This is a genomic window from Nocardia sp. NPDC046473 (assembly GCF_040645995.1).
Taxonomy (GTDB): domain Bacteria; phylum Actinomycetota; class Actinomycetes; order Mycobacteriales; family Mycobacteriaceae; genus Nocardia.
Genome location: NZ_JBEYZJ010000009.1, coordinates 190,719 through 209,931, shown reverse-complemented (window position 1 = coordinate 209,931; position 19,213 = coordinate 190,719). Strand labels below are relative to the sequence as shown.

The window sequence follows — 19,213 nt, the reverse complement described above, 5'->3', positions numbered from 1 at the left end:
CTATAGGTCAGGCTTACCTAACTAAGCAAGGCCGTCGCACGACGAACCGGCAATCCACGCTGCTCCAAGGCAGCCAAGAGGCCTTGACCGCGCCGCGTACCGACCACCGCATCGGTGCCGGCGAGATCCGGCACGTAGGTCGAAGCGCCGGCGATGGATTCACCGACCAGCAACCAGAATCGGCGTGCGCTCAAACCCGAGTAGCGGGCCATGCTCGACTGGATCAGCGTCAGCGAGGGCTCGCAACGATGTGCGAGCCAGACATACATCGCACCCTCGCACGGCAGGCTCACCGCGCCGGACTCCGCCGCCAGCGGGTCGCCCTCGAGCACGCGAATGGTGGTGTCGCCCAAGCCCGCCCAGTCGATGCCGCCGTCGTTGTCGGTGTGGATCCACAGGTTCTCCAGGCCGGGATCCCAGGCCCGCCCCTCGGCCACCAGCAGCGCGATCACCCGGCCGATCACCGCGTGGATCAGCGCGGTCGCGACCACCTCGGCCGCGACGTCGGCACGGATCATCTCCGCGGCATGCCTGCGATACATCCGTTCGATGCGACCCTCGCGCACCCCGTCGGCCAAACGCCACCAGCGCCGCTTGCCCTGCTCGACCATCGCCGCCACCGCATACACACGCGGATGCTCAGGTTGCAACGCGCGCAACCTGTCGCATGTGCGATCGAACGCCATGTGGGCATGGCGCGGCGGGCAGGTGGTCATGAGCTCGGGCATTGAACCTCCTCGAGGGTTGGCCATAGCGGTGCGGACCGCAAGATAGGTTAGGCTTACCAGACCATCCGGTTCTCTGCTACAACGAATCTCAGGAGTAGTTCGTCACCGTGACCACGCTCGGCAACACACGGCGGCGGCGCCTTTCCGGTCTGATCGGGCTGACCGTTCTGCTACTGCTCACCGTGCTCGCCAGTGTCGCGATCGGTACCAGGTCGCTCGCGCCCGGCACCGTCTACGACGCCGTGCACCACGCGATCACCTGTCAGGGCGGTCCGTTCAGCTGCCCGGCCGGATCCACCGCCGAGGAGATCGTACGTGGACTTCGGCTACCGCGCACGGCACTGGCGTTGGTCACCGGACTCGCACTCGGCATAGCGGGCGCGCTGATCCAGGGCTACACCCGCAACCCGCTCGCCGACGCGGGCCTGCTCGGCTTGAACGCGGGTGCGGCATTCCTTGCGGCGCTGAGCATGTACCTGTTCGCGTTCACGACGCCGGAGCAGTACATCTGGTTCGCGTTCGCGGGTGCGTTGATCGCGGGCGTCGTGGTGTTCGCCGCGTCGTCGATCGGCGGTGGCAAGGCGAGTCCGCTGAGCCTGGTGCTGGCCGGCGCGGCAGTCACCGCATTTTTGCAGGCGATGACGAATGCCATTGTGCTGCTGGATCCGGCGTCGCTGGACACCTACCGATTCTGGGTGGTCGGCACCGTCGCCGGGCGCGATATCACGGTGTTTTGGCAGGTACTGCCATTCCTGGCGGTCGGGGTGCTGCTCGCGCTCATCGCCTCGCCCGGGTTGAACCTGCTCAGTCTCGGCGACGACGTGGCACGTGGGCTCGGGGTGCACATCGGACGCAGTCGCGCGCTCGGACTGGCCGCGATCGTGCTGCTGTCCGGCGCGTCGACCGCGGCGGTCGGGCCGATCGCGTTCCTCGGCCTCGTGGTGCCGCATCTCGCTCGCGTCATCACCGGACCGGACTATCGCTGGCTGGTCCCGTATTCCGGCTTGATCGGCGGGGTGCTGCTGCTGATCGCCGACATCGTCGGCCGGGTGGTGGCCAAGCCCGGCGAGCTGCAGGTGGGTGTGATGCTGGCGGTGGTCGGTGCGCCGTTCTTCATCGCGTTCGTCCGGCGTCGGAAGTTGGTGAGCCTGTGACTGTGTCGCTGAAGACCGAGAGCGTTCGGCCGGCGCTGCGGGTCGGGCCCGTCTCGGTGGTGTTGCGGCCGGTGATGGTTTTCCTCGTGATCGCGCTGGTCGCGTTGCTGCTGCTGTGCTTCTGCCTGGACATCGCCACCGGTGAAACGCATATTCCGCTCGGACGGGTGATCGACGTGCTGAGCGGCGGCGGAACGCGATCGCAGCGATTCATCGTGCTCGACTCCCGGCTGCCGCGGGCGCTCACCGCGCTGGTGGTCGGCGCGGCGCTCGGACTCTCGGGCGCGATTACCCAATCCATCCTGCACAACCCGCTTGCCGCGCCGGACATGCTCGGCATCACCTCCGGTGCCAGCCTCGGCGCTGTCGCGGTGGTCGTCGGCGGCGGGACCGGACTGCTCGCGACGATCGGTGCGCCACTGGCCGCGCTGGTGGGTGGTCTGCTCACGGCCGCGGCGATCTACCTGCTGGCCTGGGGACGCAGCCCGACCGGGGACCGGGGCGTCACGGGTGTGCGACTGGTCTTGATCGGCGTCGGCTTGAACGCGGTGCTGATCGCGGGCATCAGCTGGCTGCTCACCCGCGCCACCCTGCAGGACGCCCAGCGAGCGCAGTTGTGGCTCAACGGATCTCTCAACGCCGCCGATCGATCCGGTTTGCTGCCGGCCACCATCGCGCTGGCCCTCGTGGTGATTGTCGCGCTCGGCTCGGCACGCACGCTGGCCGCGCTGCGGCTCGGCGCCGACACCACCCGCTCGCTCGGCGTGCGGATCCAGACCCAGCAGGCAATCTTGATCGGCGCGGCGGTGATCGGCGCCTCGGTGGCGACCGCGGCCGTCGGCCCGGTGAGTTTCGTCGCGCTGGCCGCGCCGCAGATCGCGCGACGACTGCTGCGCACCCCCGGCGAACCGTTGATCGGGTCGGCGCTCGTCGGCGCCATCCTGGTGGTCGGCGCGGATGTCGCGTCGCGCACGGTGTTTCCGGCGGACCTGCCGGTGGGCATCGTCACCGCGGCGTTCGGCGGACCGTTCCTGCTCTACCTGCTCATTCGCATGAATCGAAAGGCGACGCTGTGATGACCCCTGACGCTGCGACCGGCGCGGAGCCGGTGTCCACCCGGCTCGCCGCCGACCACGTCAAGCTCGCCTACGGCGACCGGGTGATCATCGACGGACTCACCCTCGACATCGCGCCCGGCGTGATCACCACGGTGATCGGCCCGAACGGCTGCGGTAAATCCACGCTGCTGCGCTCGCTCGGCCGGCTGCTGCGCCCGCAACAGGGGCGAGTGTTGTTGGACGGCAAGGCCATTTCGACGATGAAGACCAAGGACGTGGCCAGGGTGATCGGCATGCTGCCGCAGTCGCCGGTCGCGCCGGAGGGGCTCACCGTCGCCGATCTCGTTGCGCGCGGGCGTCATCCGCATCAGACCTGGTTCCGGCAGTGGTCGGCGTCCGACGAGGACGAGGTGCTGGCCGCGCTCGGGCAGACCGGCATCGCCGACCTGGCCGACCGCGCGCTCGACGAACTGTCCGGCGGACAGCGTCAACGGGCCTGGATCTCCATGGCGCTGGCGCAGGGCACCGACATCCTGCTGCTCGACGAGCCGACCACGTATCTCGACCTCGCGCACGCGGTCGACGTGCTCGACCTGGTCGACCGGCTGCACGCCGAACTCGGCCGCACCGTGGTGATGGTGCTGCACGACCTCAATCTGGCGATCCGCTACAGCGACGAACTGATCGTCATGCGCGAGGGCCGGATCGTCGCGCAGGGCCGTCCCGCCGACATCATCACCGTCGAGTTGCTGCGCGAGGTTTTCGACCTCGACGCCTCGGTGCTGGAGGATCCGGTCTCCGGTCGACCGATGGTGGTTCCCATCGGAACGCGGCATGTCGTGGGCAAGGCAGGCGGTCCCGTCATGCCCGAATCCACCGCAGTATGACTATTAACACACCAGCTATTCCATAGTTACGACACCCTGTAGTACGCATGCGCGTCGTTGAGTCCGTAAAATTGTGGAATGGCAGGACTTGGTGAACTCGAGAAGGCGGTCATGGACCAGTTGTGGTCGACCGATGAACCGCAGACAGTCCGGCAGGTGCACGAGGCATTGGCCGCACGCCGCGAACTCGCGTACACCACGGTGATGACGGTGCTGCAACGACTCGCGAAGAAGAACCTCGTGGTCCAGCAGCGCGACGACCGTGCTCATCGCTACGCGCCGGTGCACACCCGGGATGAATTGGTCGCCAGTCTGATGGTGGACGCACTGCAACAGGCCGACGCCGCGGGCAGCCGCGCCGCCGCGCTGGTGCACTTCGTGGAACAGGTCGGTAAGGATGAGGCTGACGCGCTGCGGGAGGCACTCGCTAAGCTCGAAGCAACCGAGGACACACCGCCCCCGCAGTAGACTCCTCGCGACCTTGCCCCCAACGCAGTGAGCTGAGTCGATGAACGCAACCGCGCCGGTATTCGCCGGACTCGCATTGCTTCTCGCGGGGCCTGCCCCGGCCCTGCTCAGCCGGGCGACCTGGACATACCGGACGCCCCGCGCAGCATTGGTGCTGTGGCAGGCCATCGCGCTTGCCGCCGTGCTCAGTGCGTTCGGGTCCGGACTGGCCATCGCCGCGGAACTGCTGGTGCCCGGTCTCGACGGTCGGCCGACCACGCAACCCACCCGCGAGATCGACGCGCTCGGGTTACCGCTGTGGCTGGCCTATGTTTTCGTGTTCGCGCTGACGCTGCTGGTCGGTGCGCGGCTGTGTTACGCGATCGTCCGGGTCGGGGTGCACACGCGGCGGCGCCGGGCCAGGCATCGGATGCTGGTCGACCTGCTCGACCAAAGCGGACCGCGCCGTCGCGCCTCCGATATCCGGGTGCTCGCCGCGACCGAGCCGATCGCCTACTGCCTACCCGGCCTGCGGCAGCGGGTGGTGATCAGCGAGGGCACGCTGACCAATCTCGACGATGCCGAGATCACCGCGATCGTCAGTCATGAACGCTCACACCTGCGCGCCAGGCACGACCTGGTGCTCGAGGCGTTTACCGCTGTGCACGAAGCGTTTCCGCGTTTCGTGCGTAGCAAGGCCGCACTCGGCTCGGTGAAACTGCTCATCGAATTACTCGCCGACGATTCCGCGGTGAAGGTCACCGGGCCGAAGCCGCTGGCCCGCGCGCTCGTCGCGTGTTCGAAGTCCACCGCGCCGCAGGGTGCGCTCGCCGCGGGCGGGCCGACAACGCTGATTCGCATCCAGCGCCTCACCGGGCGGATCGGTGATGTCCGGGTCGCCAGCGCCGCCTACCTGGGCTCGGCCGCCATCCTTGTCGTTCCGACGATGGCCGTCGCGGTGCCGTGGCTCGTTGAGCTGGGCCGACTCTTCCGCGGCTAGACAGTCGTAGGACGTATCCTGAACACTTGGCCTGCCACCCGGTCGGCCTCCTCACCTTTTCGCGCTGCGCTCTTTGGTCGCAGTGCGCGGACCGAACCGGTCTCCGCCCGATCCACCGAACAGCGCGCAGCCCGAGCGCGTCGTCTTACGAAAGGCACACACCACCCGTGACCTCCTCGACGCCAGTCGCCGCTGCGCCCGTGACCTTCATGGACCTCGGCCTGCCCGCCGTGCTCGTGCAAGCACTGCGCAACGACGGCATCGAGGCACCGTTCCCGATTCAGGCCGCGACGGTGCCGGATGCCCTTGCGGGTAAGGATGTGCTCGGGCGCGGGCCGACCGGATCCGGCAAGACGCTGGCCTTCGGCCTGCCGATGCTGGCTCGGCTGGCCAGCGGGGCGACGAAGCCGGGTAGGCCGCGCGGTTTAGTGCTCGTGCCCACTCGCGAATTGGCCGCGCAGATCGAACGCGCGCTGGACACCCCTGCGCTCGCGGTTGGTCTGCGGGTCGCGTCGGTGGTCGGCGGTGCGCCGATTCGGCGACAAGCCGAGCGGCTCGCGCGTGGCGTCGATTTGTTGATCGCCACACCGGGGCGACTCGCCGATCTGATCGCGCAGGGGTCGGCGGCGCTGGGCGATGTGCAGATCACCGCGCTGGACGAGGCCGATCACATGGCCGACATGGGGTTCCTGCCGCAGGTCACCAAGCTGCTCGATCAGACGCCGAAAGATGGTCAGCGGCTGCTGTTCTCGGCCACGTTGGACGGGGAGGTGGACAAGCTCGTCAAGCGGTACCTGCGCTCCCCCGTCACGCACTCCACCGCGCCCGCGTCCGCGTCGGTCGCGACAATGACGCACCACCTGCTCTTCGTGCCCGACAAGATGGCGAAGCGGACCGTTGCCGCGGAGATCGCCGCGCGGGACGGACTGACCATCATGTTCGTGCGCACCAAGCATGGGGCCGATCGGTTGGCCAAGCAGTTGCGCGGGGCTGGGATCGCGACCGGCGCGCTGCATGGTGGGAAGGCGCAGAACAACCGGACGCGGACATTGGCGGCGTTCGCGGATGGTTCGATTCCGGTGTTGGTGACCACCGACGTCGCGGCACGCGGTATCCACGTCGACAACATTTCCCTTGTGGTGCATGTTGATCCGCCCGCTGAGTCGAAGGCGTATCTGCATCGTGCCGGGCGTACCGCGCGGGCCGGCGAGGACGGTGTGGTCGTCACGCTGGTGATGGACGAGGAGCGGCGCGAGGTCGAGGCGATGACGCGCAAGGCCGGCGTCGAGATCGTCGGTATCGAGGTGCGGCCCGGGGATCGTCGGTTGATCGAGATCACCGGGGCACGGCAGCCGTCCGGGGTTCCGGTTGCGGCTCCCGCGCCGCCCAAACAGCCTGTGGCAGAAGGGGCCTCGAAGGCGGGGACCGGGCGGCGGCGTGGCGGATCGGGGCGGCGCACGACGGAGACTCGGGGTGGGGGTGCTCCGGTGCGGGCCGAGGCGTCGGCGAGTGAACGGCGCAAGGACGGGTCCATCAAGGGATCCTCACGCGATGCGGGTTCGTCGAGTCGGTCGGCTGCGGCGGGCACCGCACGCGGATCGGGTGCGGCGAAGGGCGGCTCAGGTTCCGGCGGCGCACGCGGATCGGGTGCGGCGAACGGTGGCTCAGGATCCGGCGGCACACGCGGATCGGGTGCGGCAAACAGCGGCTCAGGATCCGGCGGCACACGCGGATCGGGTGCGGCAAACAGCGGCTCCGGATCCGGCAACGCACGCGGATCGGGTGCGGCAAACAGCGGCTCCGGATCCGGCAACGCACGCGGGACTGGCGCGGCGAGCGGCGGCGCTCGTAGTTCGGGCGGGATGGGTGCCGGTGGCGCTCGCGGGTCGGCTGGTTCCGGTCGCAACGCGGGGGGCGCATCGGGATTCGCTGGTCGTTCAACCGGTTCCACCTCCGGTTTCGCTGGCCGTTCCAGCGGCTCTACCAGCGGCGACACGCCCGGGAATGCACGGCGACGCGCCGTACGCCCGCAGCGCGCGCCGGGGACCCGCAATCGTGGGGCAAACTGACGGTTGTGTCCAATCATCCAGTGGGCGCTATAGCCTGCGCCCTGCTGGCAGCGCTGTTCTTCGCGGTAGCGGCCGTCGCACAGCAGCGCGCGGCCGCCGCAGTGCCCGAGGGTGATTCGCTGGTCCGCGCACTGCTGCGCAACCCGCGCTGGTGGGCCGGTATCGTCGGCGACGTCGGCGGATACGCGATGCAGGTCGCCGCACTCGCGTTAGGCGCGGTCCTGCTGGTCCAGCCAATCCTGGTGAGCGCGTTGGTATTCGCGCTACCACTCGCCGCCAAACTCAATGGCCGCAGCATCACCGCCCGCACCTGGGCCACCGCACTCGCACTCACCGCAGCACTAGTCTGCTTCCTAGTGGTCGGCAACCCCTCCGAGGGCAATACCACTGCGCCACTACATGATTGGCTACTCCCATTGATCATCCTGGTCGCCCTCATCGGTGCGGCCACGATCATCGGTCTCAACAGCACCGAACCCGGCCGACGAGCGCTGCTTCTCGGCACCGCAAGCGGTTCCCTCTACGGACTGGCCGCCGCCCTCACCTCCTACGTCACCTCACTCTTCGACCACGGCATCGGCGAAGTACTCAGCAGCTGGCAAACCTGGGCGCTGGTAGCCGCCGGAATCACCGGCGTCTACCTGCAACAACGAGCCTTCCAAGCAGGCCCGCTCTCGGCATCACTGCCCGCAGTCACCATCGCCGAACCCCTCGCCGCAGCCTTCATCGGCGTAACCGTCCTGGACGAACGCTTCCGCACCAGCACCTTCGGCCTAGCAATAACAGCCCTCGCCGTAACCATCATGTGCGCCACCACAATCCGCCTATCCCAAACCCAAGCCGCCACCTGACCGACCCCGCGCACCTTCTCGCCTGCCGCGCACGAAATCGCCGACAGATTCGTGCGCAGCAGGCAAATCTGTGCACAGCAGGCCGAACTGTGCACCTCGGCGCCCGCTGGCGGGCAGACCGTGTGGATTGCCACGCCGCGCACGGTCCTGATCATCGGCGCAGTCGGATGCGCAGCAGCCCGGTGACCTACTGCGAGGCTCGAGGCCGCCGCGCACCTTCTCGTCCGCCGCGCACGAAATTGCTGGCGGATTCGTGCGCGGCAAGTAAACCTGTGCGCGGCACCCAATCGGCGGCGCCGCGGAGCCCTTGGCGATGCACTAGCGAGCAGACCGTGCGGTTTGCTATCACGCAGCGCACCTAGTGGCTCGCAGCGCACGAAATAGCTGGCAGATCCGTGCGCGGCAGGCAGATCCGTGCGCGGCAGGCAGATCCGTGCGCGGCAGGCAGATCCGTGCGCGGCAGGCAGATCCGTGCGCGGCAGGCAGATCCGTGCGCGGCAGGCGGATCTGTGCGCGGCGCCTACTGGCGACGTGCTGGCGAACGGACTGTGCGGTTTGCCGCGCAGCGCACGTAATGGCCCGCTGCGCACGACATTGTCGGCAGGTTTGCGCGGGGCGGGCAAATTCGTGCGCGGCGGACGGTTCGCTGTGATGCGCGGGCTCGTTGTGCGCGGTGGGGTGACGCCGTCGACGCAGTCAGCGGGGGCGCTGCTGGCTGTGAAGTTCGTCTCCGCCGGGTGCTGGAGAATTGCGCGGTACCGGGCGGACTTGGTTATCATCGGTTAAGTGCAGTTTCTCCCTGGCCATCAGCCGCCGTATGACCTGACCTACGACGACCTCTTCCTCGTCCCTAATCGGACGGATGTCGCCTCGAGGTTCGACGTCGACCTTTCCACCGTCGACGGGTCCGGCACCACCATTCCCATCGTCGTGGCCAATATGACCGCGGTCGCGGGTCGCCGGATGGCCGAGACGGTCGCCCGCCGAGGTGGCCTCGTGGTGCTCCCGCAGGATCTGCCGATCAGCGCGGCCGCCGACACCATCGCGTTCGTGAAGAGCCGTTCGCTCACCGCCGACACCCCGGTCATTCTCGGCCCGGAGCATTCGGTGTCCGAGGCCGTCGCCCTGATGCACAAGCGCGCCCACGGCGCCGTCGTCGTGGTGGACGAGACCGGACGGCCGATCGGTGTCGTCACCGAGGCGTCGTGCACCGATGTCGACCGGTTCGCCCGGCTGCGTGACGTCGCGATCACCGATTTCGTGCAGGCCCCGGCCAGCACCTCGCCGCGCGACATCTTCGAACTGCTCGAGGCCAAGCACACCCAGCTCGCGGTGCTCACCGCCGAGGACGGCACCCTGGCCGGCGTGATGACCCGCACCGGCTCGGTCCGGGCCGGGATCTACCAGCCCGCCGTCGACGATCAGAACCAGCTGCGCGTCGCCGCGGCCGTCGGCATCAACGGTGACGTGGTCGCCAAGGCCAAGGCCCTTGCCGACGCGGGGGCCGACGTCCTGGTCATGGACACCGCGCACGGCCACCAGGCCAAGATGCTCGAATCCCTCAGCGCCGTCCGCGATCTCGGACTCGGCCTGCCGCTGGTGGCGGGCAATGTGGTGTCCGCGCAGGGCACCCGCGACCTGGCCGCCGCGGGCGCCGACATCATCAAGGTCGGCGTCGGCCCCGGCGCCATGTGCACCACCCGGATGATGACCGGCGTCGGCCGCCCGCAGTTCTCCGCGGTCGCCGAATGCGCCGCTGCCGCCAAGGAACTCGGCGTGCACATCTGGGCCGACGGTGGCGTGCGGCACCCGCGCGACGTCGCACTCGCGCTGGCCGCGGGCGCGTCCAACGTGATGATCGGCTCGTGGTTCGCCGGCACCTACGAATCCCCCGGTGACCTGCGTACCGACCGCGACGGCAACGCCTACAAGGAAAGCTTCGGCATGGCCTCCAAGCGCGCCGTCGCCGCCCGCACCGCCACCGACAGCGCCTTCGACCGGGCCCGCAAGGCTCTGTTCGAGGAGGGCATCTCCAGCTCGCGCATGCGCCTGGACCCAGAACGCCCCGGCGTCGAGGACCTCATCGATCACATCTGCTCCGGCGTGCGCAGCGCCTGCACCTACGCGGGTGCGCGCAGCCTGGCCGAGTTGCACGAGAAGGCGGTGCTCGGTGTGCAGTCGGCGGCCGGTTTCGCCGAGGGCCGCCCGCTGCCCAGCGGTTGGTGAGCGGTAACCGATTGCCGCACTTGTGAGTTCGCGGCTCGCCCGCGCGGCCGCGACTCACCCAGGTGCTTCGAGCTTCGATAGACCCCGGCCGTGCGGGTGATCGTCTCGCGACACGCCCACGACGGCACGACCACCGGCCCACGCGACCTGACGCGTGGGCCGGTAACATGGTGGTTGCCGGTCTCCGGCCCAACATCTCCGGCTTGCGAAAGGATCCAGTTGTCACCCGCGTCCGAGGGCGCAGCACAGGAGGGCTCCTCTACCGAGCCGGGTGACAAACCCGGCGTCCTCCTACTCCCAGCCCCACGTCCCACCGGCCAGTTCCCAGTACCGTTCGGCGGGTGCTGACGATGTCCGTCACACTCACGGTGCTCAGCCTGCTGGGATTCGTCGCTCTCACGGCAGGCACCGCCCTCTTCGTCGCCGCCGAATTCTCCCTCACCGCGCTGGAACGCAGCACCGTAGAAGCGCACGCGCGCGACGGTGACGTCCGCGCCAGAATGGTCCGCCAAGCGCATCGGACGCTGTCGTTCCAGTTGTCCGGCGCCCAGCTCGGCATCACCATCACCACCCTGATCACCGGTTACATCGCCGAGCCCGTGCTGGCCCGGCTGCTGGATCCGCTGTTCAGCGGCATCGGGCTGAGCGACGGCGCCGCGCACGGCATCTCGCTGGCCCTCGCGCTGGTGCTGGCCACGTCGCTGTCGATGATCTACGGCGAGTTGGTACCGAAGAACATCGCCATCGCCAAGCCGCTGGCCACCGCACGCACCACGGCTCCGCCGATGGTCGCCTTCTCCGTCATCTTCAAGTGGCTGATCCACTTCCTCAACAACACCGCGAACTGGGTCGTCCGCAGGCTCGGCGTGGAACCGGCCGAGGAGCTGCGTTCCGCGCGGTCGCCGCAGGAACTCGGGTCGCTGGTGCGCACCTCCGCCTTGCGCGGCGCGCTCGATCAGCGCACCGCCTTGGTGATCGATCGGTCGCTGCAGTTCGGCGAGCGCAGCGCCGAGGAACTGATGACCCCGCGGGTGAAGATCGAGGCGCTGGACAAGCTGGACACGATCGCCGACCTGATCGACGCCGCCCGCCGCACCGGCTACTCCCGGTTCCCGGTGATCGACGGCGACCTCGACAACACCCTCGGCGTGGTGCACATCAAGCAGGCGTTCACCCATCCCACGAACGTGCGTCGTACCATCCCGCTGCAGATGCTGGCCCATCCGGTCCCGATCGTGCCCGCCAGCCTGGACGGTGACGAGGTGCTGGAACGGATCCGGGCCGACGGCATGCAGGTCGCGCTGGTCGTCGACGAATACGGCGGCACCGCGGGCATCGTCACCATGGAGGACATCATCGAGGAGATCCTCGGCGACGTCCGTGACGAGCACGACGAGGAAGAACTCGACGTGCGCCGGGTGTCGGACGGCTGGGACTGCTCCGGCCTGCTGCGCATCGACGAGGTGTCCCGCGCCACCGGATACGACGCTCCCGAAGGCGAATACGAGACGCTCGGCGGCCTCGTGCTCACCCGACTCGGTCGCATCCCGGTGGCCGGCGACGAGGTCGTATTGCCGAATCCACGCTCGCAGCAATGGTCTTCGAGCGATCAGCCGACCACCGGCGGGTGGATCGCCCGGGTGGAGCGGATGGACGGACGCCGGATCGACCGGGTCCGCTTGATTCCGGTCGCACCGGACGACCTCGCGTTCCGACAGCTGCAGGCCGAGCCAGAGCAGGAGCACAGTCATGGGTGACCTCCTCGCTGTCCTGCTCACCGCGGTGCTGCTGGCGAGCAACGCGTTCTTCGTCGCGGCCGAGTTCGCCTTGATCTCGGCCCGCCGCGACCGGCTCGAAGCGCTGGCCGCGCAGGGAAAGCGCAACGCCGACATCGTGATTCGGGCGGGCGAGAACCTGTCGATGATGCTCGCCGCCGCCCAGCTCGGCATCACCATCTGTTCGATCCTGCTCGGCCGCGTCGGCGAACCCGCCGTGGCCCACCTGCTGGAGGGCCCGTTCGATTTCCTCGGCCTGCCCGAACAGCTGCTGCACCCGGTATCTTTCGCACTCGCGCTGGCCATCGTGGTGATCCTGCACATCCTGTTCGGCGAGATGATCCCGAAGAACATCGCGCTGGCCGGCCCGGAACGCAGTGCGCTGCTGCTGGTTCCGGTGCACCTCATGTGGCTGCGCCTCGCCCGGCCGCTCATCGCCCTCTACAACCTGGCCGCGAATCTCACGCTGCGACTGCTGCAGATCGAGCCGAAGGACGAGCTGCAGGCGACCGTCTCCTCGGTGGAACTCGCCGAGATGATCGGCGAGTCGCGCTCGGAGGGCCTGCTCGACGAGGAGGAACACCGCAGGCTCACCCAGGCCCTCGGCACCAGCGACAGGGTGGTCGCCGACGTAATGGTGGCGCTGGCCACGACAAGGACAGTTCCGTTGCGCGGCAACGGAACCACCCTCGGCGACATCGAAACCGCCGTCGCCGAAACGGGTTTTTCGCGCTATCCGGTGCAGGCGAGTGACGGTTCGCTGGTCGGCTACCTGCACGTCAAGGACGTGCTGGACAAGGTCGCCGATGAGAGCGCCGGACCGGGAACCCCCATCCCGCGCACCGACATCCGCCCACTGCCGACGGTCAGCCTGCACACGCCGCTGTACGAGGCGCTGGCCAGGCTGCGCCGCACCAACAGTCACCTCGGTCGTGTCGTCGATGCTCGTGGCAACACGACGGGCATTGTGGCGCTGGAAGATCTGGTGGAAGAGTTCGTCGGCACCGTCCGCGACGGGACGCACCGGATCATCGAATGAGCGGGTGGGGCAAGCGGGTGCGCGCCGAGTCTCGGGCGGCGGCATGAGCGGGGCCGAGCCAATGGTGCTGGCCGAAGAACAGTGGCGCACCCAGGTGGCCGAGCATCTCGTTCGAGTGGATCGGCTGGTCGGGCCGTATGTCGAACGGCGAGCGGCGGGTTCGTCGCATCCGGTGATCGATTTTCTGTTCACCTACTACGGACATAAGCCCGCCCAGTTGCGGCGCTGGCATCCAGGGTTCGGCGTCGGGCTGGCCGATGCACGCGAATACGACGGCGCGCGGGGGTACCACCGGATCTCGATCGGTCCGGATTCTGTTGCACCGCAGTCTGTCTTCACGGCCGACCCCGGCTACCTGGCCCGACGCCGCGACACCGTCGAGTTCATCGCGAAACTGTTGCGCGCCACCGCGTCACGGCCCGCGCAACTGTCCTGTTTCGGGTTGCACGAATGGGCGATGGTGTACCGCACCGAAGACGTCCGGCATCAGCAGGTGCCGTTGCGTCTGGGCCGAGCAGGCACCGACGAGGTTGTCGAATCGATGTCGCTGCGCTGCACCCATTTCGACGCGTTTCGCTTCTTCACGCCGGAAGCGGTCGGCCGAAATGTCGAGCCGCTGACCCGCGCCGACCAGGTCAGCCGAGAACAGCCCGGCTGCCTGCACGCGAACATGGATCTCTACAAGTGGGGTTTCAAACTGGCCCCACTGATCTCGTCTTCGCTGGTCTTGGACTGCTTCGAACTCGCCTGCGCGGCACGCGAACTCGATATGCGGGCCAGCCCCTACGATCTGTCCGAGTACGGATACGAACCCGTCCGGATCGAAACACCTTCCGGACGTGCGGAGTACGTGCGATCCCAGTCCGCACTGGCCGAACGGTCGGCGGAGTTGCGCCGGATGCTGCTGGCGGCCTGCGATGAGCTCCTCGCCTACGACCTGGCGCAACTGTCCGCCCACTAACACCCGCGCTCCGTAAGGCGACGCCCTGCGGCCGCGCAGCCTGCACCAGTCACCGCCACACCTCTCATCGCCCCCTCCCGCCTCGTAAGCACCACCCATCGTGAGACGCGGCGGCCTGCACACATCCCCTACTGCAGCAGCCGCGACCACGCAGCGAAGCCGCCGCGTAGCTACGCCGTGCCGCCGACCAGCCACTTCATCGGATTTCCGCGAAACCTGCCACATAAGTTAACGGCAGTTACTACCATTCAGTCAGTTCCCTCAGCTGTCCCAGTCAGCAGAGGGATGACGGATCAACTGATGAAGGTTAGGGACCCGACGATGCGCTCACTGACGAGCTTGCGCCGTTTCAAACCGCTGGCCCTGGTCACGGTCGGCCTCGCCGCTGTACTGATGCTGCCGAGCAGCGCATCGGCGGATCTACAGTCCGACCTCCAGAACGCCGTCCAGGAATTCCTGGACGTCGGCCGCACCGCGATCCCGCGCGCCGACTGCGGGCCCGGCTCACTGCCGGAGAACGGCATGCAGGGCGACGTCACCGCCGCCGACCGAGACAGTGGCCGCAGTACCCAGGGCTACCGCTGCAATATGTCGTTCGTCGGCGGCTTCGCCGGTCGCGGCGCGGGCATCACCTCGACCAGCTTCGAGCACTGCTCCTACATGGGCTCCTTCTTCCCCGGCGACCTGATCAGCGAGGGCCGCGGCGTCCAGGTCCTGGATGTGTCGGATCCGGCGAACCCGCGACCGACCGCCACGCTCGCCGAACCCGCGATGCTCGCGGGCACCTGGGAGAGTCTGAAGGTCAATACCGCGCGCAAGCTGCTCGTCGGCACGGGCGTCCCGATCGGCACCGGCGTCGGCTACCTGTCGGTCTACGACATCTCCGACTGCGCGCATCCGCGACTGCTCAATCCCGGCCCCGGCACGAATATGCTGATGCCCCTGCCGATTACGACGCACGAGGGTGGCTTCTCCCCCGACGGAAACACCTACTGGGCCTCGGGCATCGCGCCCGGTTTCGTCAGCGCCGTCGACCTCACCGATCCGACCAACCCACACGTCGTCTGGCAGGGCCTGACCGGCATCGAGGCGCACGGCTTCGGGGTAAGCGCCGACGGCAACCGGATGTACCTGTCCGCACTCGGCGGCTTCACCGTGCTCGACATCAGCGCGGTGCAGCGCCGCGACCCGAACCCGCAGGTGCTGCACATCGGCCGGGTCTTCTGGACCGACGGCTGGGCCACCCAGCACAGCATCCCGGTGACCTACGACGGCAAGCCCTACCTCTACACCGTCGACGAAGGTGGTTCCGGCGGTGTGAAACTCATCGATATCGCCGACGACACCAACCCGAAGGTCGCCGCGAAGATCAAGCTGGAAATCAACCTGCCGCAGAACATCGACAGCAATATCGGTTCGTCCATGGGCGGTTCGGCCTTCGCCTACGAATCGCATTACTGCACGGCCGACCGCAGGGACAACCCGACGGCTCTCGCATGTGGCTGGATCTCTTCCGGCATCAGGGTTTTCGATGTGCGTGACCCGTTCAACATTCATGAGATCGCCTACTACAACCCGCCCGCACGGACAGGTCAGAACCTGAGCCTCTGGAATTCGCCGCACGCGCTCGCGTCGATCATCGGCGTGCCGTTGATGAGCGCGCCGCCCGCGATTCGCGCCGTACTGGAGGGGCAGTTCAATCCATTGGACGCGCTCACCCCACGCACCGGCAGGCTCGCCTTCGGCGACGTCTCCACCGACTGGTGCCTCTCGCCGCCGGAATGGCGAGGCTCACAACTGTATGTCACGTGCAGCGACAACGGATTCATGGTGTTACAGCTGGACAACAACGTGTATTCGCCTCCGGCGGACCAAGAGTCGATCGTCGGGTCGTAGCGATGCCACGCTGGATGCGCGGTGCCGCACTCACCTCGCTCGCCTTCGTTCTGCTGGTGCTCGGCGCCGCGCTGCGACCGCTCGTGCTGCCGGAAACACACACGGCCACACCGATTCTCAACTCGGTCGAGATCGGCTTCGTGCAGGACATGACCGCGCACCATCAGCAGGCGCTGATCATGGTGCAACGCCTCGACCGCAATATCGATCCCGTCGTCGTGCGCCTGGCCGACCAGCTCGACGACACGCAACGGCTCGAGATCGGCACCATGCTCGGCTGGCTGCGGCTGGCCAACGCGTCGCCCGTGCCAACGCATCCGATGGCCTGGATGCACACCGATGATGCTGTGCCACATCAGCATTCGGCAGCGGTCGCGATGCCGGACAAGAAGGGGCCGGACACCATCATGCCCGGAATGGCGACGATGGCCGAACTCGACGCCCTTGCCGCCGCGCACGGTCGTGACGCCGAAGTTCTGTTCCTGCAGTTGATGTTTCGACACCATCAGGGTGGGATCGCGATGGCGCAAGCCGCCGATGAACTGCTGCCGTCCGGACCGGTGAAGGAGACCGCGCGTTCGATGATCCAGGCTCAGGGACAGGAGACCGGGGTGATGGGGATGCTACTCACCCAACTCGGCGCCGCACCCCTGCCCTGATCAGGTGGTGTGCGACCCGAAGCCGGTCGCGTCCGCGGCTTCCAGCCGCAGGCTGCGGTCGTAGTCGCCGCCCTGCGATCGATGCCGGATCGGCTCGATCTTCGCCAGATTCGACAGGCGTTCGCGCAGGTCAACCGGCAGCATTCCAATCCGCATCGGACCAGGCCGTATCTGCCTATCGGAATGCCTGGCCCGTTTGCCGTGTTGCCGACAACGAAGGTCGGCACGGATCGCCGGCCGGCGACAGAGAGGCACGGCATTGTCCGATAAGGCGTTCGCAGAGCAGCACGTTGTCGTCACCGGCGGCGGGACCGGCATCGGCCGGGCCGCGGCCCTCGCGTTCGCGGAACAGGGCGCGGCCGGCGTGATCATCACCGGCCGCCGCAGCGAGCCACTCGACGAGGTGGCCGCCCTGCACCCGGCGGTAATCCCGGTGATCGCCGACATCGCGACCGAGGTAGGCGTCGATGCCATCGCCGCAGCCGTACAAGCGCGCGGCGGCAAGCTCGACGTGCTCGTGCACAACGCAGGCGTCTTCGGCCTCACCCCACTCGACGAGCTCGACCCCGCCGACGTCCGCCACCAGTTCGAGGTCAACGTCTTCGCCCCAATCCTGTTGACCGCCAAGCTACTTCCACTGCTCCGCGCCCCCGGCGGCAACATCGTCGTCGTCTCCAGCATCTCCGCCCGCCGCACCACCCCCCAACAATCGGTATACGCAGCAAGCAAGGCCGCCATAGACAGCCTCATCCGCAGCTGGGCAGTAGAACTCGGCCCCAAGGGCATCCGGGTCAACGGCGTAGCCCCCGGCAACGTCCGCACCCCCATCCTCACCACCGGCGGCCTCTCCGACCAAACCGTCACCACCTGGCGCTCCGGCTACGCCGACAAAGCCCCCACCGGCCGCATAGGCGAAGTATCCGACGTAGCCCCCTGGATAACCCGCCTAGCCGACCCCGCCAGCTCCTGGATTTCCGGCGAAATCATCGTCATAGACGGCGGCATGCTGATCACTTAGGAACGTTCGCCTGAACTAATTCCGGAACATTCGGCTGTGCCATTCAGGAGCCCGAAGTAATCGCAATAGTAATCCATAGGCGATACGTATACGTTTGTCGGTGGATATCGGTAACCTACGCTGCATGCCCTCCTCGGTGCACGAAGCACTCATCCAATTGTTGCGGCGCAGACCGGAATTCGTCGCTGAGCTACTAACTGTTGTCGTCGGTGCCACGCTGCCGCATTTCGATGAGGCACGCCTGGACTCCTGCGACTTGCCCGATCTACATCCCACCGAATACCGTGCCGATCTCGTCGTCACCCTGACCGCCGAGACGGTGCCGGTGTTAGGCGTCGTCGTCGAGGTCCAACTGAGACCGGACAAGGATAAGAACTGGAGCTGGCCGGTATACCTGACGACCCTGCGCGCCCGGCTGCGCTGTCAGTCCATGCTTGTCGTGCTGTGCCCGAATCAGCGCGCGGCAACGCATTGCCGCCACCCGATCACGGTCTCACCGGGCTTCACCTTGACGCCGCTCGTCCTCGGCCCGGCCGATGTACCCGTGATCACCGACGCGCAGACCGCCACCGAACATCCCGACCTCACCGTGCTCACCGCCATCGCCCACCTCGATCACCCCGACAACGAGGCGATCCTGACGAACCTCGCCGAGACCCTGTACCTTTTTCCCAAGAGCAAAGAGTATCTTGACCTCATAATGTCCGCCTTCTCCGAGAAGGTGGCCCAGCACTTCCGGGAGATGCTGATGATGACTGACGCCGCCCCGTTCTACAGCGACTACTTCAATGAGCTGTACGTCGAAGGCAAGGCCGAAGGCAAGGCCGAAGGCAAGGCCGAAGGCAAGGCCGGAACCCTGCTGAAGATTCTGGCAACAATGCGTTTCGAAGTCACCGCCGACATCGAGGCCAAGGTCAATAGCTGCACTGACCCGGATCAGCTCGACCACTGGATTATGCGAGCCATCACTGTGGACTCGATCGAAGAAGTGTTCGCCGAGTAGCCGCAGCGATACAGGTCAAACGCCCAAGTTGGTCCTCGTCGTGAGGTGAGGATCAACCCATCCCCGGAGAATCCCTTGCGGACTGACAACTGCCCGGTAAACAGCGACTACCTTCGCAATATCTACTTCGCTGGCTACAACGAAGGCTACAACGAAAGCATCAACATAGGTTGCCGCCAGGTGCTGCGAATGGCCCTGTCCACCAAACAGATCGAGACATCGCCGGAGATCGACGCCCGGATAACTCACTGCGCAGATCCTGAGCAGCTGACGCAGTGGCTAGTTGACGCGATTACGGGGAAGCCACTTGAAGAAGTGTTCGCCGACTGACCTCAGCGTCGCAGATCGAGCGAACAGGTCGGCCGTCACCTCGAGGTGACGGCCTTCGTGCGGGGCGGCCGAGTCGAGTGGGGACAGCGGTCCTATGTGCTCGAATACCGCG

18 protein-coding genes are annotated in these 19,213 nt (G+C 67.2%); 16 read left to right on the top strand and 2 right to left on the bottom strand.

From position 1 onward, the window contains the following. Positions 1 to 17: 17 nt before the first annotated feature. Positions 18 to 728, bottom strand: coding sequence for a hypothetical protein (locus ABZ942_RS31380; RefSeq protein ID WP_357388321.1), 711 nt, complete (start codon positions 726 to 728; stop codon positions 18 to 20). 107 nt (positions 729 to 835) lie between these two features. Between ABZ942_RS31380 and ABZ942_RS31375 the strand changes: the two genes are divergently transcribed. The 13 genes from ABZ942_RS31375 to ABZ942_RS31315 all read left to right on the top strand — a co-directional run bounded on the left by ABZ942_RS31375 (position 836) and on the right by ABZ942_RS31315 (position 16,750). Beyond that, complete coding sequence (locus tag ABZ942_RS31375) at positions 836 to 1,882, top strand: iron ABC transporter permease (RefSeq protein ID WP_357388319.1); 1,047 nt, start codon at positions 836 to 838, stop codon at positions 1,880 to 1,882. Continuing rightward, positions 1,879 to 2,958 (top strand): iron chelate uptake ABC transporter family permease subunit, encoded by a 1,080-nt coding sequence (locus ABZ942_RS31370; RefSeq protein WP_357388317.1) that lies wholly within the window; start codon positions 1,879 to 1,881, stop codon positions 2,956 to 2,958. Before ABZ942_RS31375 ends, ABZ942_RS31370 begins: the two co-directional genes overlap by 4 nt. After that, entirely contained in the window at positions 2,958 to 3,827 is an 870-nt protein-coding gene (locus ABZ942_RS31365) for an ABC transporter ATP-binding protein (RefSeq protein ID WP_357388315.1), read from the top strand. The genes ABZ942_RS31370 and ABZ942_RS31365 overlap by 1 nt, the downstream gene beginning before the upstream one ends. Positions 3,828 to 3,905: 78 nt before the next feature. Further along, the gene (locus tag ABZ942_RS31360; protein WP_150401655.1) at positions 3,906 to 4,295 is read left to right on the top strand and encodes a BlaI/MecI/CopY family transcriptional regulator; all 390 of its coding nucleotides are present in this window, start codon (positions 3,906 to 3,908) and stop codon (positions 4,293 to 4,295) included. Positions 4,296 to 4,335: 40 nt separating this feature from the next. After that, positions 4,336 to 5,274, top strand: coding sequence for a M48 family metalloprotease (locus ABZ942_RS31355; protein WP_357388313.1), 939 nt, complete (start codon positions 4,336 to 4,338; stop codon positions 5,272 to 5,274). A 209-nt stretch (positions 5,275 to 5,483) separates the two neighbouring features. Continuing rightward, positions 5,484 to 7,343 (top strand): DEAD/DEAH box helicase, encoded by a 1,860-nt coding sequence (locus tag ABZ942_RS31350; RefSeq protein WP_357389008.1) that lies wholly within the window; start codon positions 5,484 to 5,486, stop codon positions 7,341 to 7,343. Between the two features lie 5 nt (positions 7,344 to 7,348). Next, positions 7,349 to 8,194 carry a DMT family transporter gene (locus ABZ942_RS31345; protein ID WP_357388311.1) on the top strand — a complete coding sequence of 282 codons (846 nt, stop codon included), beginning with the start codon at positions 7,349 to 7,351 and terminating at the stop codon, positions 8,192 to 8,194. A gap of 786 nt (positions 8,195 to 8,980) precedes the next feature. Continuing rightward, complete coding sequence (locus ABZ942_RS31340) at positions 8,981 to 10,420, top strand: GuaB1 family IMP dehydrogenase-related protein (RefSeq protein ID WP_357388309.1); 1,440 nt, start codon at positions 8,981 to 8,983, stop codon at positions 10,418 to 10,420. Between the two features lie 350 nt (positions 10,421 to 10,770). Beyond that, on the top strand, positions 10,771 to 12,177 hold the full coding sequence (locus ABZ942_RS31335; RefSeq protein ID WP_357388307.1) for a hemolysin family protein: 1,407 nt from the start codon (positions 10,771 to 10,773) through the stop codon (positions 12,175 to 12,177). Then, positions 12,170 to 13,234, top strand: coding sequence for a hemolysin family protein (locus ABZ942_RS31330; RefSeq protein ID WP_357388305.1), 1,065 nt, complete (start codon positions 12,170 to 12,172; stop codon positions 13,232 to 13,234). The genes ABZ942_RS31335 and ABZ942_RS31330 overlap by 8 nt, the downstream gene beginning before the upstream one ends. 61 nt (positions 13,235 to 13,295) lie before the next feature. Further along, positions 13,296 to 14,195, top strand: coding sequence for a 3-methyladenine DNA glycosylase (locus tag ABZ942_RS31325; protein WP_357389006.1), 900 nt, complete (start codon positions 13,296 to 13,298; stop codon positions 14,193 to 14,195). Between the two features lie 321 nt (positions 14,196 to 14,516). Next, positions 14,517 to 16,091 (top strand): hypothetical protein, encoded by a 1,575-nt coding sequence (locus ABZ942_RS31320; protein ID WP_357389004.1) that lies wholly within the window; start codon positions 14,517 to 14,519, stop codon positions 16,089 to 16,091. A 2-nt stretch (positions 16,092 to 16,093) separates the two neighbouring features. After that, positions 16,094 to 16,750 (top strand): DUF305 domain-containing protein, encoded by a 657-nt coding sequence (locus ABZ942_RS31315; protein WP_357388303.1) that lies wholly within the window; start codon positions 16,094 to 16,096, stop codon positions 16,748 to 16,750. On the opposite strand, the gene ABZ942_RS31310 is transcribed toward ABZ942_RS31315, so the two are convergent. Further along, positions 16,751 to 16,894, bottom strand: a complete 144-nt coding sequence (locus tag ABZ942_RS31310; protein WP_357388301.1) for a hypothetical protein — start codon at positions 16,892 to 16,894, stop codon at positions 16,751 to 16,753. Between the two features lie 115 nt (positions 16,895 to 17,009). Between ABZ942_RS31310 and ABZ942_RS31305 the strand changes: the two genes are divergently transcribed. The 3 genes from ABZ942_RS31305 (at position 17,010) to ABZ942_RS31295 (ending at position 19,101) form a co-directional block, all read left to right on the top strand. Further along, the gene (locus tag ABZ942_RS31305; protein ID WP_357388299.1) at positions 17,010 to 17,768 is read left to right on the top strand and encodes an SDR family oxidoreductase; all 759 of its coding nucleotides are present in this window, start codon (positions 17,010 to 17,012) and stop codon (positions 17,766 to 17,768) included. Positions 17,769 to 17,892: 124 nt separating this feature from the next. Then, positions 17,893 to 18,771 (top strand): hypothetical protein, encoded by an 879-nt coding sequence (locus tag ABZ942_RS31300; RefSeq protein ID WP_357388297.1) that lies wholly within the window; start codon positions 17,893 to 17,895, stop codon positions 18,769 to 18,771. A 75-nt stretch (positions 18,772 to 18,846) separates the two neighbouring features. Continuing rightward, positions 18,847 to 19,101: a hypothetical protein gene (locus tag ABZ942_RS31295; protein WP_357388295.1), complete on the top strand. Its 255-nt coding sequence runs from the start codon at positions 18,847 to 18,849 to the stop codon at positions 19,099 to 19,101. Positions 19,102 to 19,213 lie beyond the last annotated feature (112 nt).

Bases quoted from the DNA above. Each gene is read 5' to 3' on its own strand.
- ABZ942_RS31315 (WP_357388303.1), top strand. From the start codon at position 16,094: ATGCCACGCTGGATGCGCGGTGCCGCACTCACCTCGCTCGCCTTCGTT.
- ABZ942_RS31360 (WP_150401655.1), top strand. From the start codon at position 3,906: ATGGCAGGACTTGGTGAACTCGAGAAGGCGGTCATGGACCAGTTGTGG.
- ABZ942_RS31310 (WP_357388301.1), bottom strand. From the start codon at position 16,894: ATGCTGCCGGTTGACCTGCGCGAACGCCTGTCGAATCTGGCGAAGATC.
- ABZ942_RS31330 (WP_357388305.1), top strand. From the start codon at position 12,170: ATGGGTGACCTCCTCGCTGTCCTGCTCACCGCGGTGCTGCTGGCGAGC.
- ABZ942_RS31350 (WP_357389008.1), top strand. From the start codon at position 5,484: ATGGACCTCGGCCTGCCCGCCGTGCTCGTGCAAGCACTGCGCAACGAC.
- ABZ942_RS31300 (WP_357388297.1), top strand. From the start codon at position 17,893: ATGCCCTCCTCGGTGCACGAAGCACTCATCCAATTGTTGCGGCGCAGA.
- ABZ942_RS31320 (WP_357389004.1), top strand. From the start codon at position 14,517: ATGCGCTCACTGACGAGCTTGCGCCGTTTCAAACCGCTGGCCCTGGTC.
- ABZ942_RS31365 (WP_357388315.1), top strand. From the start codon at position 2,958: ATGACCCCTGACGCTGCGACCGGCGCGGAGCCGGTGTCCACCCGGCTC.
- ABZ942_RS31355 (WP_357388313.1), top strand. From the start codon at position 4,336: ATGAACGCAACCGCGCCGGTATTCGCCGGACTCGCATTGCTTCTCGCG.
- ABZ942_RS31380 (WP_357388321.1), bottom strand. From the start codon at position 728: ATGCCCGAGCTCATGACCACCTGCCCGCCGCGCCATGCCCACATGGCG.
- ABZ942_RS31335 (WP_357388307.1), top strand. From the start codon at position 10,771: ATGTCCGTCACACTCACGGTGCTCAGCCTGCTGGGATTCGTCGCTCTC.
- ABZ942_RS31325 (WP_357389006.1), top strand. From the start codon at position 13,296: ATGGTGCTGGCCGAAGAACAGTGGCGCACCCAGGTGGCCGAGCATCTC.